Source organism: Herpetosiphonaceae bacterium (genome assembly GCA_036374795.1).
Classification (GTDB): domain Bacteria; phylum Chloroflexota; class Chloroflexia; order Chloroflexales; family Kallotenuaceae; genus LB3-1.
In genome coordinates this window covers 1-14,005 of sequence record DASUTC010000164.1, presented here as the reverse complement: position 1 = coordinate 14,005, position 14,005 = coordinate 1, and the positions used below count along the sequence as shown (strand labels likewise).

General features: G+C 65.3%; 11 protein-coding genes. 4 read left to right on the top strand and 7 right to left on the bottom strand.

Annotation, left to right across the window (positions count from 1 at the left end):
• The 4 genes from VFZ66_11795 to VFZ66_11780 form a co-directional block, all read right to left on the bottom strand.
• Complete coding sequence (locus VFZ66_11795; GenBank protein HEX6289870.1) at positions 1–2,016, bottom strand: DUF6541 family protein; 2,016 nt, start codon at positions 2,014–2,016, stop codon at positions 1–3.
• A 29-nt stretch (positions 2,017–2,045) separates the two neighbouring features.
• Complete coding sequence (locus tag VFZ66_11790) at positions 2,046–3,308, bottom strand: ABC transporter ATP-binding protein (GenBank protein ID HEX6289869.1); 1,263 nt, start codon at positions 3,306–3,308, stop codon at positions 2,046–2,048.
• Between the two features lie 183 nt (positions 3,309–3,491).
• The gene (locus VFZ66_11785; GenBank protein ID HEX6289868.1) at positions 3,492–5,279 is read right to left on the bottom strand and encodes an ABC transporter permease; all 1,788 of its coding nucleotides are present in this window, start codon (positions 5,277–5,279) and stop codon (positions 3,492–3,494) included.
• Entirely contained in the window at positions 5,267–7,045 is a 1,779-nt protein-coding gene (locus VFZ66_11780; protein ID HEX6289867.1) for a hypothetical protein, read from the bottom strand. The genes VFZ66_11785 and VFZ66_11780 overlap by 13 nt, the downstream gene beginning before the upstream one ends.
• 143 nt (positions 7,046–7,188) lie before the next feature.
• Between VFZ66_11780 and VFZ66_11775 the strand changes: the two genes are divergently transcribed.
• Positions 7,189–7,656: a metallophosphoesterase family protein gene (locus VFZ66_11775; protein HEX6289866.1), complete on the top strand. Its 468-nt coding sequence runs from the start codon at positions 7,189–7,191 to the stop codon at positions 7,654–7,656.
• Positions 7,657–7,696: 40 nt separating this feature from the next.
• Here VFZ66_11775 and rsmI read toward each other — a convergent pair whose 3' ends face one another.
• Together rsmI and VFZ66_11765 are read right to left on the bottom strand one after the other, a co-directional pair.
• Positions 7,697–8,587 (bottom strand): 16S rRNA (cytidine(1402)-2'-O)-methyltransferase, encoded by an 891-nt coding sequence (rsmI, locus tag VFZ66_11770; protein HEX6289865.1) that lies wholly within the window; start codon positions 8,585–8,587, stop codon positions 7,697–7,699.
• Positions 8,588–8,690: 103 nt separating this feature from the next.
• Positions 8,691–9,554: a hypothetical protein gene (locus VFZ66_11765; GenBank protein ID HEX6289864.1), complete on the bottom strand. Its 864-nt coding sequence runs from the start codon at positions 9,552–9,554 to the stop codon at positions 8,691–8,693.
• Positions 9,555–9,902: 348 nt separating this feature from the next.
• On the opposite strand from VFZ66_11765, the gene VFZ66_11760 reads away from it, so the two are divergent.
• The gene (locus VFZ66_11760) at positions 9,903–10,835 is read left to right on the top strand and encodes a hypothetical protein (GenBank protein HEX6289863.1); all 933 of its coding nucleotides are present in this window, start codon (positions 9,903–9,905) and stop codon (positions 10,833–10,835) included.
• A gap of 336 nt (positions 10,836–11,171) precedes the next feature.
• Positions 11,172–11,342, top strand: coding sequence for a hypothetical protein (locus VFZ66_11755; protein HEX6289862.1), 171 nt, complete (start codon positions 11,172–11,174; stop codon positions 11,340–11,342).
• Between the two features lie 12 nt (positions 11,343–11,354).
• Here the strand turns inward: VFZ66_11755 and VFZ66_11750 are convergent, their stop codons facing one another.
• Positions 11,355–13,283, bottom strand: coding sequence for a glycosyltransferase family 39 protein (locus VFZ66_11750; GenBank protein HEX6289861.1), 1,929 nt, complete (start codon positions 13,281–13,283; stop codon positions 11,355–11,357).
• A gap of 160 nt (positions 13,284–13,443) precedes the next feature.
• On the opposite strand from VFZ66_11750, the gene VFZ66_11745 reads away from it, so the two are divergent.
• On the top strand, positions 13,444–14,005 hold a 562-nt coding region (locus VFZ66_11745; GenBank protein ID HEX6289860.1), incomplete at its 3' end, for a molybdopterin-dependent oxidoreductase.

The window sequence follows — 14,005 nt, the reverse complement described above, 5'->3', positions numbered from 1 at the left end:
TTACTCCAACCTTGCGGCAGCTTGTGGCACGATCTCAAAGATCGTCACGCCTTCTGCTTCGTACACCACCCGCAGCGCCGGGCTTTCCCGCAGCGCTTCGACATCGAACCTGTCGGGCTGCGCCGAGTGCGCGCCGCTGTAGATGTAGCGAATCCCGCCCTCCCGCAGCAGCGCGATACCCTGCGCGTCTGGCAGCGGATGCCTGCGCAGCTCCGCCGCAAACCGGCTGATCTGCCGCGAGTAGCCCGTCGTCGCCGCGCGCTCGCTGCCGTAGGTAATCGGCGGTAGCGTCGTTGGTCGTCCGGTCAGCAGCGGAATCCACCACCCGCCGTCGGAGCCGACAACCAGCGTATCGCCGTATGCCGGAAACATATTCACCAAAAACTTCGCATCCGGCGGCGTGCTCTCGCGAATCCAGGCCATCGCCGCTTCGTCGGCGGGCGTGAACAACTGGTAGCGCGGCTCGATCACCTGCTCCTGCCAGCGCATACCCCACACGCTCACGCCGATCAGCGCGCCCAGCCCGACCACCGCGCCAGCCAGCCGATGCCAGGCCGTGAGCCGCTCCTGAAGCAGGCCCAGCACATACGCCGCCAGCGGGATCACCGTGATGTACAGCGCGATAAACGACGTAAACGCGCCGACCACGCCGGAGCCGGGCAGGCCAAAGACATACGGCACGACGATCACGATCAGCAGCGCGCTCCACACCGCCAGCAGCCCCGCCCGCCAGTTGCGCCGCGCCAGCGCCAGCACCACGCCGATCGCCGCCAGCGCCAGCACCACGCCGTCGACGTAGAACGGGGCGATCGAGTCGAGCGTCGAGGTGCTGCTGATGCGCTCCATGCCCACGCTGCGATCGACGAAGTCCGCCACGTTGCGGCTGAGATTCCCACCGAGCGTGTTCAGCAGCCACGGCGCAGCCACGATCAGCGCCAGCCCCGCCGTGAGCGCCGACCGCTCGATCACGCGCCGCGCGGCGGACCAGCGCGGCGCGCGCGCCAGCAGCACCAGCACATAGGTCGCCAGAAACAGCACCGCAAACATCGTCACGATGTAGTGGATCAGCATCAGGCTGGCCGTGACGATCGTCGTCAGCGCCACGCGCCGCCAGCAGAAACGCCCGTGCTCCAGCAGCGCCATCCAGCACAGCACCACGATCGGCAGCACTACCTGACCCGTAAGCTGCGTGTAGCGGCCCCAGTTCACGTAGAACGCGGGCTGCGTGTTGGCAAAGGCGGTCAGCGCCAGTGCCCACAGCCCTGCCGCGCGGCTGTTGGTCAGGCGCGTCGTCAGCACATACGCCGATGTCAGCGCCGCCAGGTTCATGAGCTGGCCCACGTACAGCACGCTGTGCGGCACCGAGATGCCGCTGAGCCAGTGGAAAAAGGCGACGTTCGCGTGAAAGCCGTAGTGGTAGGTAAACGTGACCAGCGGCGCGTACGGCTCCCACGAGTTGAACAGGCCGCGATTCTCGACTAGCAACTGCGCGATCATCGTGTGGTGGTACGAGTCGCCCCACATCCCGACCGGCAGATCGCGGATCGCGTACAGCCGCGTCAGCAGCGCCACGCCAAGCAGGCTGCCCAGCAGCAGCGCGTGGCTCGACAGCGCCGGACGGGTCATCTGCCGCCATGCCGGAGCGCGCCGCCACGCAGGCCCGATCAGCGCCGCCAGCGCGGCAAGCGCATAGATCCACGTGGCCCAGCCGCTCCAGGGCAGCCGCACCAGATGCGCCGTTTGCAGCAGCAGCGGCGGCAGCGCGACGCCGATCCCGCAGGAGAGCGCCAGCTTCTCCGGCCAGCTCAGCGCGCTGTCGGGCCAGAGCGCCTGCACCAGGGCCAGGCCCGGCGCGAGATACAGCGCCGCGCCCAGCAGCGCCAGACCAGCGCCAGCCGGAACGTTCTGAAGGCCCCACGAGAGCATCTCCGCGCTGCCGAGCGTGAACAGCAGCAGCAGCCAGAGCACGCCGACCAGGCCCGGCTCGTGCCAGGTTTCGCGAACGGGCTGCCGCACAGCGCTCCGCTCCATGCTCTGTACACTTTCTAAGCTGGCTTCCAGTTCCATCGCGCCGGTATATGAAAGCTGCCCCACCGCTCGGCGATGGCGCTGGTCTGCACAATAAAGGGATACATGCGCTCGTGATGATCGTAGGGATGCGTCATGCTCGTATCGTACACCGCCGCCGTCAGCATATAGTTGCCCTCAAGCAGCGGCAGCTCGTCGATCGTGTAGTCTACGTAGCCGCGCCCGCGCACCGTGCCCAGCGACATGCCGCCGAAGCGCGTATTCGGCCCGCTGATGTGGAAGCCGCTGACATGATGCAGCGCCAGGCCAAAGACGGGATCGTCAATCGGCTGGTGTGCCTCGTAGAACAGCCGTACCGTAAGCGACTCGCCCGTTTGAAAGGTGCTCGGCTCGCGGCCCTGCGCGTCGAGCAGCGCCACCCGCACGATCTCGATCTCGCCGCTGCCCCAGCGGTTGAACGACTTCGCCGCGCTCACACCGGTTGGTGCAACGTCGGTCGCTCCATCGGCCCCGGCATGACGCTCCCGCTCCAGCCGCGCAGCCTCCTGCTCGTTGGTCCGCCTGAGATAAGCGTCGATCGTCGTCACCGGATCGCCCGCCGCCTTGAGCTCGCCGTGGTCAAGCCAGATCGCTGAGGTACACAGGTTGCGCACGGCGTCCAGGCTATGCGACACGAACAGGATCGTGCGGCCCTCCTGCCGGAAGCTAAACATGCGCTCCATGCACTTGCGCTGGAACGCCTCGTCACCGACCGCCAGCACCTCGTCGGTGATGATGATGTCGGGATCGACGGCGGTGGCGATGGCAAAGCCCAGCCGCATGTACATGCCCGACGAAAAATGCTTCACCGGCGTGTCGATGAACGGCCCCAGCTCGGCAAACTCGATGATCTCGTCCACGCGGCGCTGCATGTCGGCGCGGCCAAAGCCCAGCAGCGAGCCGTTGAGATAGATATTGTCGCGGCCCGTCAGATCCGGGTGGAAGCCGGAGCCAAGCTCCAGCAGCGCCGAGACTCGCCCGCGCACGCGCACATTGCCGCTGGTCGGCTCAAGAATCCGCGTGATCAGCTTGAGCGTCGTCGACTTGCCGGAGCCGTTGTGCCCGATCAGGCCGAGCGTCTCGCCCGCAGGCACGCTAAAGCTCACATCGCGCAGCGCCCAGAAGGTTTCGCTCTCGCCGCGTGGCCGCAGAAGATTGACCACCCGCTCCTGAAACGAGTTGCGCTTTTCGCGATGCAGGGTAAAGCGCTTCGAGACGGTTTCAAATTCAACAGCATTCATAAAGGCTGCGAGGCTGGGGATGTCGGGGCGTCCCCCATCATCTCTTTTCCCCTTCTAGAACCAGGAACGGGTGCCATGCGGGTGCCCTTTGGGCATGGACACCCGGCACACCAAGAACTGAACAAGCGAACAAAGGAACAAGGAGAGCCTGGAACTTGAACCTTGAACCTTGAACCTCGAAACTCATATCTCCTCCCCAAAGCGCCCGCTGTAGCGGTGGAACACGTACGAGCCAAGCGCGAGGATCACCAGCGCCGTCAGCAGCGTGCGAAACACGCCGTCGAGCGCCGGGAATCCTGGCACCGGGATCACATTCTTGGTCTGGCCGTACAGAATGTCGCGGTAGAAATCGATGATCGACGCCATCGGGTTGAACCAGCGGACGAGCTTGGCCTGCGTCGGCGTCGCGATCTGCTCCAGCGAGAAAAAGACGGGCGTGAGAAAGATCCAGAGCTGGATCAGAATATCGATAATATGCGTCGTGTCGCGGAAAAAGACCGCGATCGTGGACAGCAGCAGCGTCATGCCGATCAGGAAGATCGTCTGGATGATAATAAGCACCGGCAAGAACGCAAAGGTCCACGAGAAGTTGAGCCGTCCCAGCGTGAGCCACTGCACCACCGCCATCACCAGGAACATCACCGGCAGCGCGAAAATATAGTTTGCCAGGTTGCTCAGCACCACCGTGATCGGCAAAATCTCGCGTGGAAAATAGACCTTTTTGACCAGATTGGCGTTGTCGAGGATCGAGCGCATGCCGCCGCTGACGGCTGTCACCGCGAAGTTCCACGGCAGCAGCGCGACGATCAAAAAGACCGGGAACATCGGGATTGTATTCGCCAGCAGCAGGCTAAAGACCAGCCAGAAGACGCCCATCATCAGCAGCGGATTGAGCAGCGACCACACGTAGCCCAGCACAGAGTTTTTGTAGCGCGCCTTGAGATCGCGGGCTACCATGTTGCGGATCAGCTCGCGGTAGTTCCATAGCTCCTGAAGCTTCACCAGAATCCCGACCTGCCGATCGATCAGCACCGTGAGCAGCCCGCCGATCAGCCCGACCGAGGCGGCGATCGACAGCTTGAGCAGGCTGTAGTTCGGCACGACCGTCGCCGCCGCCGCGCGCTGGACGACGAACGCGGGAGCGCTGGAGTAGACGTCGAAGCGCGTGCCGTACTGCCGATACATGTAGCTCGTCAGCTCGCGGACGGCGCTAAGCGTGCTGCGCGCGCCGCGTACCTGTTCGGCAGCAGCGCTCCGCTCGGCATCGCTGCGGCTGGCGCGCTCCGCCTGCTCCGCGCTGCGCAGATTGATCTCGGTTCGCTCGGTCAGCACTTCGAGCGCGCGCGTCAACGACTGGCGCTGCGGCTCCGTCAGGGCCGCGATCGATGCGCTGCCCTGCTGAGGACCGACATCATCGAGCGCCTGGGTCAGCAGCAAGCGCCGCAGCAGATCGCTTTCGACCGCCTGAGCCGGATCTGTGCCTGTGCTCGGCGCGCGTCCGGTCAGCGCCGCGTACTCCTCGTGTCCCAGCAGCGTGCGCAGCGCCTCCGTGCCCTCGATCGCGTACAGTCGGCGGGTCAGGCCCTCGGCGGCGCTGGCCGCGATCTTCGGCGCGACCTCAGGGTCGAGCGAGTAGGCGGTGATCGCGATCCGGCCCGGCTCAGGATAGGCATACTCCAGGCCGCGCCGCCCCAGGTCTTCGTAGCTCATGCGCAGCACGCCGCCCAGGTTATCCTGCTGCTCGCGCAGGAGCGCGCTCGGAGCGCCACCGTCGAAGAGCGCCGGAAACGTCGCCGCATCGAACTGCACAACCGCCTGGGAGGCGTAGAAGGTCGGCTGTCGCAGCACCGATGGCAGCGCGATCAGCACTGCCGCCAGAGCCGCGAGGATCACCATCAGCCAGTGCAGCACCCAGACGCGCATCGAGAGCACGCGCCGATCTTCGTAGTTGAGCGTCGCTACACGCGCCATGTCGCCTCCTTCGCGGCAGCCTGCCGACCGCCGCTCTGCGCAGCCCGACGGTAGAGCGTGATCGTACGGGTGGTGCCGTGCGCCAGATCAAGGATCAGCGTCGTGCCGCTCGGCTCCACGGCCTGCCCATCGACCTCGATGCGCTCCGGCGTGAAGGGCAGCGTCAGCGCGACGCCCTTGAGATCGTTGGGGCTGCCGTTGCGCACCTGCAAGCGATAGTTGGGCGCTTCCATCTGCACATCCACCGCGACGCGCCGAATATCCTGTGCATACTGCACGATCTCCGGCACCGGCGCGATCCAGAAGTCGCGGCGGGCTGCGTCGATCGCCGCCTGCCAGGCCGCGATCTGCGCGGGCGACGTCACCTCCTCGGTATGCGCCCACACATCGATCGCGCCCTCGTTGAGCAGCGCGGCCTGCATCTGCTGCAACACGCTCTCGCGCGAGCCGGGCGTGAGATACACATCGCTGATCACGGCAATATCGGGATGCGCGGGCAGACGGCGCAGCGCGTAGTGCGTCCGATCCGCGAGCCACGAGCGGCGCAGGCCCGGATTCCAGACGGTGCGCGTCACGGAGCGAATGCCCTCGCGCGCCAGCACATCCCAGTTGTCGAAGCGCATGCCGTAGCTGCTGCTCCACGGAAAGGCCAGGCTGGTCGCTGGCGGCACGCCGCGCTCCTTCGCCACCTGCTTCCACGCCGCAAAGTCGGCGCGCCAGTCGTCGGGCGTGACGTAGGTTCCGGCGAAATGCGAGAAGGTATGACTTTGAATGTCCTGCCGCGCCTGTTGCAGCGTCGCGATCTGCGAGCCGAAATACCACGCGGGCGCTTCGGCCTCGGTCTTGTACGGATCGACCGAAAACCACGGCTCGCTCTGCCAGCGGTCGGTGCGCCAGTTATGCCCGGCCTCGGTGCTGGCCCAGGTGTAGATCGGATTGCCCATGAACTGCCGACGCTCCACATTGCCGGTCAGGAAGTTGTAGCCGTTGGTATAGAACGTCGCGCGGATGTTGCCCGGCTCGAATAGCGCCAGCGCCTGCTCCGCGCCCTCGCGCATCCGCAGCGCCCGCTCGGTTGGATCGCTGTCGGCGTTAGGATCGTCCACGCTGCGACCGTGGATCAGCCCGCCCATCGCGGTTTCGTAGTCGAACGAGAAGGCCAGCGCCGCGCGCTTCCCGTCGGGCCACGGCGCGACACGCACGCCAAGCTGGCCCATGCTCAGCTCGTCGATATACACGCGGTCATCCGAGGCCGGACGGATCGAGATCGCCACCTGAACCGCATCGGCGGGCGCGGTCGCCGCCGCCGAGATCACGCTCCAGTTGAGCGACGGCACATCCTGCCACGCGCCGCGCGTCACCTCGAAGTCGATGCCGTCGGCGTCGCGCCAGTGGAACAGCACGCGCACCCTGGTCGGCGACGGACTATCGCTTAACGCGCGAAACGCCACGCGGAACTCGTCGCCAGGCCGCGCGGCGATGTACGGACTTTGCAAATAGTTATTGGTGCCGAGAATCTGCACCGACTGGCCGGAGCCATCGACGGTCGTCGTTACCAGCTTGACGCCCGCAGCCCCAGGTGTCCAACCATCGGGCACGCCATTCCCATCCGTATCTTTTGAAAAATCGTTATTCGGCAAAATATTCGGGCCGGTGATCGTCAGCGGCGTCTGGCTGCGCGCGCGCCGCAGGCCATACAGGCCAGCACCCGCCACCAGTACCACCACCAGGCCGATCATGCCCCACAAACCCCAGCGGCGTATCACGTATATCCCTCACAAAACCGCTGTATTCTAGCATAGGGCCTATAGCTTTACAAAATGCACGGCTGACAGTTGGCTTACGCAGGCGCACAGCCACAGGATTTTGAGCATGGTACCATTAGCACAGCTTATACATGAGGTTGAATATGCGCATCGGCGTTATCTCGGATACACACGGCGTTTTTCACCCATCGATCCCGACACATTTTGCGGGAGTCGAGCAGATTTTGCACGCGGGCGACATCGGCAAGGCCGAGATCATCCGGCAGCTTGAGTCGATCGCGCCCGTTCTGGCTGTCACCGGCAACGTCGACTGGGGCGGGCCGCTGGATCGGCAGCATCCGCGCGTCCAGCGCTTGGAGCTGTCAGGCTGCGCAATCTATATGACACACATCGGCGGCACGCCCAGCGAACTCCGGGGTCGGCTGCCCACGCCCAGGCCCGACGTGTACATCTGCGGGCATAGCCATATTGCGCTGCTGCAACGTCACGACGATGTGCTCTTTCTCAACCCCGGCTCGGCAGGCCCGGCCCGCTTTGGCCGCAAGCCCTCGCTCGCGATCCTGACGATCGAGGCAGGCGTGGCCGAGGCGGAGATCATTATGTTAGGGTGAGTGGCGAAATGTGCGCGGATGCGGGGCGGGATTTCCGGCTTCATCCCTCGTCGCTCAGCGCCACCCACAGCGCATAGACCTCGCTCCGCGCCACGCCCAGCTCCTTCGCCACCTGCTTGGCCGCCGCGCTCCCGGCCACGCCCTGCGCCGCAAGCTCATGCAGCCGAGATCGCGCGCGCTCCTGCCACTCGCCCGCCGCAAGCGACTCCTCAACGGGCGGAGCGGTCGCGCCCTCGATCACCAGCACAAACTCACCGCGCGGCGCGTGTGTCTCGAAGTGAACGATCGCATCGCCAATCGAGCCGCGCACAAACTCCTCGTGCAGCTTCGTAAGCTCGCGGGCCACGCAGATCCGCCGATCGCCCAAGACCGCTTGCAGATCGGCCAGCGCCGCGCGCAGCCGGTGCGGCGTCTCGAAGCAGAGCAGCGTCGTGGGCAGCGCGGCGTACTGCTGAAGAAACGACAGCCGCTCGGTCCTGCGGTGCGGCAAAAATCCAAGATAGGTCCACTGCGCGGTCGGCAGCCCCGACGCGACCAGCGCTGCGATCGGCGCGGACGGGCCAGGGACGGGCGAGACTGTGTAGCCCGCCTCGATCGCCGCCACGACCAGCTCATAGCCTGGATCGTTGATCGCGGGAGTGCCCGCATCCGAAACCAGCGCGACATCGCCCTCCGCCAGCGCGGCCAGGATCGTATCGCGACGGACCAGCTTGTTGTGCTCGTGGTAGGAGATCGTCGGCGTGGCGATCTCGTAGCGCGTGAGCAGGCGGCGCGTATGGCGCGTATCCTCCGCCGCGATCAGCCGAGCCTCGCGCAGCAGCCGCAGCGCCCGCAGACTGATGTCTTCCAAATTCCCGATTGGTGTCGCAACAATGTAGAGCGTGCCGATAGCAGCCTCCTCAGGGATGGATCGGCTACAGGATACAGGCAATCGGGGAGGGAGCGCAAACGGGGGAGCGGGGTTTCAAGTTCCAAGTTTCAAGTTCGGAGTTTCGAGTTTCCGGCTCTCGGCTCCTGGTTCTTGGTTCTTCGCCCTACGCACTCATCGCCACCGCCGACGGATCGAGGTCGATCGCGTACACCGGCAGCGTGGGCATGGCCGCGTAGGTGAATTGCAGCGGCGTGCGCTGGCTGGGGAACGATCGGGCGAGCAGCGCGGTCGGCTCGGTACACAGCAGGCTGTACTCGTGCCAGGATGCCGCCATCCGCGACAGGCGCACCGCATCTTCGAGCGGCGAGCCGACGAGCATCTGGCCGACGCCGGGCAGCACGCACAGCCGACCGGGGCCGCAGCTCAGGCCAAAGCGCAGATCGGCGTGGCTGCCGGAGAGCGTCAGGGCTACGTCGAGCGCCTGACGAATGCTCAGCGCAACAGCCTGCTCCTGATGCGCGCCAAAGATCGCCAGCAGCGTGCCATCGCCCTGCGCTTGCAGCATCGCGTGCGCCTGCCGGGTCGCAGCGCTAACGGCCTCCGCGATATGTGTAAGCTGCTCGATCGACGCCGCAGCGTGCAGCTCAAGCTCCGAGCGCCGCAGATCGATGCTCAGCACCGCCACCGTCGGCAGCGATTCAGCCGTTGTGCTCAGCTCGACCATCCGCAGCGGCGTCGGATGGGCAGAAGCGGGACGGGTCTGCTCGCGGGTGCGCTGTATGGCCCGGTTGAGGGCCTGATCGATCGCGCCCGCGCCGTTCGCGCCCCTGATCTCGAACTTGCTCAACGTCTCCACCGCATCCAGCCGCTCGGCCAGCGCCAGCAACGTCTGGCGATAGCTGACGCGCTCGCGGACCAGCGCGATCATCGCCGCCGCCGCGAGCAGCAGCACAATAGCGCTCATCGGCGAGACGAGCGCCGCCAGCGCGGCAGCCAGCCCCAGAAGGATGGCGACAGACAGGAGCAACGTCTCGGCCCATGTCAACCGCAATCGGGAGAAAACGACTGGAATGTGAAGCTGTTTGAGCATATGACTAGCGTAGCATGAGTACTTTTTTCCTATATATCTACGCAGATTACAGCTACATGACAGCCAAACTACAGGCTATCGTGCAGCGAATCGGGCACGTGTTGCGCGCCTCTTGTCGGCGGCTGCACAGTCGTGTATGCTAGGTGTAGCGCGTTCCCCCTCGCGACAGGAGATGCGTATGACCTCTGGAAATTCCCCCGATCCAGCTCATATTCCAACAGTGCGCCTGCGGCAGTTTGTCGAAGGCGCACTTCGCTACCGCGTCGAGATAAGGAGAATAACCCCATGACAGCATCCTGGTTCGACGAGCTACCCGTGATCGGCAAGCTGGCACCGCAGCAGGCAGCCGCCAAGCTGCGCGAGATGGGCGAGCACACCACGGCGGACACGCTGGAATCCACGCAGAGCGAGCAGCCAACGCGCTCGACCTCGTTCGGCGGCATCAAGAGCCTCTGGCCGTTCCAAGACAAGCCCTGGCAGCACACCACGCACGCCTTCGGCTACCTGGCCCCGTCAGCGCCCGGCAGCACGCCCCAGCCGATCCAGCACGCGGGCAACATCGCGCCCGACCCCACGCTCAAGAACGGGCGGATCAAGATCACGCTGGACCGGCTGCGCGTCGCGTCGTACCCCGGCGGCGGCATTCACCGCGTCCTCTTCGACTTCTACGCGCAGAATCAGGTCGCGGATAACGTCGAGCACCTGCACTTCAACTCGACCTACCGCGTGCGCGAGGGCGAGCAGGCGGCGATCATCGGCTACCCGGTCTTCATCGGGCTGAACGTCGGCACCGAGGGCGTGGCCTTCAAATGCTTCACCGTCAACGTCCAGAACGACGACGACGAGGCCATGCTCGACGCGCTGGACTCGGATGTGTTCAAGGCCGGGCTGAAGCTCGTGGACACGCTCCAGCCTGCCATCGCGCCGCTGTCCAGCATGGCCTTCAGCCTGACCAAATCGATCGCCGCGCGCAACCGCAACGTAGCCGTGCAGGATTTCTACATGGGCCTCGACTTCGGCAGCCTGCCGATGGGCGCGCGGCTGGCCCAGGGCGCGTATCTGGCGGTGCAGATCCCTGAGCAGCTTCAGACGGTCTGGGATTGGAGCGAGTGGGTCTATAACCCGAACAACGGTCAGGTCGTCAACAAAAACAATCCCGCGCAGATCATCCCCTACAACTACATCGTCTTCAGCGTCGGCAAGTACGAGGGGCCGTAGGCGCTCTGTCGGTGGTGTGCGGCTCGGGGCGTCGAGCGCGCGGCGACCAGTGAGCGTCTGAGTGAGGGAGAGCGGCGTGGAGAACCAAGAACCAGGGCAGAACAAAGAACAAAAAGCTCTCCCTTCCCCCTCGCCTGCGCCGAAGCGAAGTCGGAGGCCCGCCTGAGCGCGGGGCAGGAGGCGGGTGCCCTTTGGGCATGGTGAGGGTCTGCTCCCTCTCCACTCCCGTCTGAGCCACGTGCAGGGCTAGCCTTCCAGCAATCTCCTATCAAGCGTCGTACGATTTGGATACAAACGAGGCAAAGAGCATTTATCCGAGTGAGCAGGAGAATTGCAATGGCCGAACTCTTTGCCCTGTTGCTGATCGGAAGCCTGACGCTACCATTCGCCATAGGCCTGGTCGGAGCAATCTACTACAACATCTCTGGGACGCAAGCCGCGCCAGGTCTTATCCTCATCGTCTGGATCATCTGCACATTACTGTTCTGGCTGAGCATCCTGCCCTAGCAGCGAGCAGCCCTACGGCAGCGGCAGCTCGACAAAATCGCCATGCGCGCCCGCGCCCGTCACCGGATAGCGCGCGCCCGTCACCACATCGTACAGCCCGGCGACCAGTCGAATCGGCCCTTCGGGCAGCGCAGCGCGCAGCTTGAGATCGTGAAAGCTGATGAACTGATCGCCCGGCTGCCACGCGCGCGCATCATAGCCCAGCGCGTCCTGCTGCGCCACCACCCGCCCCTGCGCGTCTTCCAGATGCACGAAGACACGCAATTCGTGCTTGCTGCGTGCCAGTGCCCGGCTGTAGAGCTGGACATGCAGCGTACCGCCCGGCTGCGCCGCGCCGCGTATGCCGATACCACCCAGATCAAGGATCGAGCCGAAGCGCACATCGAGCGGCGTCGGCGGCTCGAACGGCGGGATCGTCTCGCCGCGCAGCTTGATGTAGGCGTACAGACCATCGGGGGCGTAGGGCTCGCCCCGCGCCTGCACCAGGAGCGGCTGAATATCGGGCGTCGTGGGAGTACTGACGCTGACGATCGCGGTCCAGGGAGCGGTGCGCGGCCAGACCACGGCATGACGCGCGTCGAACCATTGGGCGCTGCGGGTGCGCGGCGCGAGAAACAGATACGTCGCGTGCCGGTAGTAATCCTCCGACACCAGCAGCGCCTCGTCGGCTGGCACCTCCTGCGCAACACCAGCGGCGTCGGTGGCGTACCGCATGTACTCGTAGTACAGCTCTGGACGCCGCGCCCAGACCCCGAAGTACTCGCGCGCCGTCGCCTGCGTCCACCACAGCGTGCAGCCGAGCGCCGCAGCCCAGCCGAGCGCGGCACCCCAGCGTCGATGCGCCGCGATCCAATCCCAGGCCGCGCCTAGGCCCAGGCCCCACAGCAGATAGGCCGCCGGAGCCGCGCCGATCGCGCGCAGCCAGTGCGGCGCGTCGGCGGCCAGGATCGTCGGCAGCAGCATCAGGCCGAGCCAGAGCAGCGCCAGCGCGTACGGCAGGCTGCGCCAGCGCCACACGGCAAGCGCCACGCCCGCATAGAACGGCAGCGCGGCGATGCCCGGAAAGACCGGACGCGACGGTAGATTGAAGAAGCCATTTTGCGCGCCCCGCACGCCAAACATGCCAAGCGTCGCCAATATCTGCCGCCCGATCGCCAGCATCGGCGAGCCTGCCTGCGTTTCCGCGACCGAGATCTGCCTCACCCGCTCGAGCAGATCGCTTGGCACGCGCAGCATATGCACGATCAGCGGCGTGACGACGACCAGCAGCGCGATCGTCCACAGCGCCAGGCCGCGACCGCTGCGGCGCAGCAGCGGACGATGCCAGATCAGCAGGTAGAGCAGCAGCGGCGGCACGAGCAGCGGCAGCATCCGCGCGGCCAGATAGGTGTAGAGGCTCAGTCCGAAGAGCGCGCCGCTCAGCAGCCAGTCGCGTCGCCGCTGTCGCAGCAGCGCCCGGTACAGCACCAGCACGGCCAGACCCGAAACCACCGGCAGCGCATTGGCCCGAAACCCGATCCGGCCTACATGCACCAGCCAGCCGCCGCAGGCAGCCGCGATTGCCGCCATCAGGCCGCAGCGCCAGCCCCAGCAGCGCGCGCCGAGCAGATAGACCACCGGCACCAGCGCGCTGCTCCACAGGGACGCAGCCAGCCGCAGCACCAGGATCGTTGGGCCGAGCAGCGCCAGAATCGGCGCGAGCGTATAGTGGTAGAGCGCCTCGTGCCCTGTGTACGACGAGAAAAACACGGGCGTCTGGCCGCGAAACAGATGATTCTGAACCAGCAGCCCATGCGCGGCCTCGTCGAAGTGCAGACCGGCAGGCACCATGCCGAGCCGCCACGTGCGCAGGCCAAGCGCCAGCATCGTCAGCGCCAGCAGCGCGCCTGCAACCAGCCCGCGCCCAGCCCGCGATCGATCGGGAGCGTGTGTGTCACCCATACGAGGTGGCATGGTATCATATTGGGAGGAAAATACGGAACAAGCGAGAGAACAAAGGAACAGGCGGACAAGAGAACAAGCGGCTTTAGTATTTGTTCTTTGTGCGCCGGGCGCCCTCTGGGCGTGGCACCCGGTTCTTTATTCTGTTAAGGATATTCGCATGGCACTGACAAGCGATCCATCGATCCGAATTGTTCATGCCGCCTGTCCTCACGATTGCCCCGACACCTGCGCGATGCTCGTCACGGTCAAAGATGGGCGGGCGATTAAAATCGGCGGCGATCCGGCGCATCCGGTGACGCAGGGCTTTTTGTGCGCGAAAGTCTCGCGCTATATCGAGCGCACCTACCACGAGGACCGGCTGCTCTACCCGATGCGGCGCGTCGGGCCGCGCGGCGCGGGGCAGTGGCAGCGCATCACCTGGAACGAGGCGCTCGACGAGATCGCCAATCGCTTCAGGATGATCAGCGCCGAGTACGGGCCGCAGGCGATTCTGCCCTACTCCTACTCCGGCTCGCTGGGCCTGCTGATGTACGGCTCGATGGACCGGCGCTTCTTCAACAAGCTTGGCGCGTCGCTGCTCGACCGCACGATCTGCTCAACTGCGGGCAGCCAGGGCTATCGCTACACCGTCGGCCAGAGCATCGGCACCGATCCGCAGCAGTTCGCCAGCGCAAAGCTGATCGTGCTGTGGGGCACCAACACGCTCACATCGAATCCGC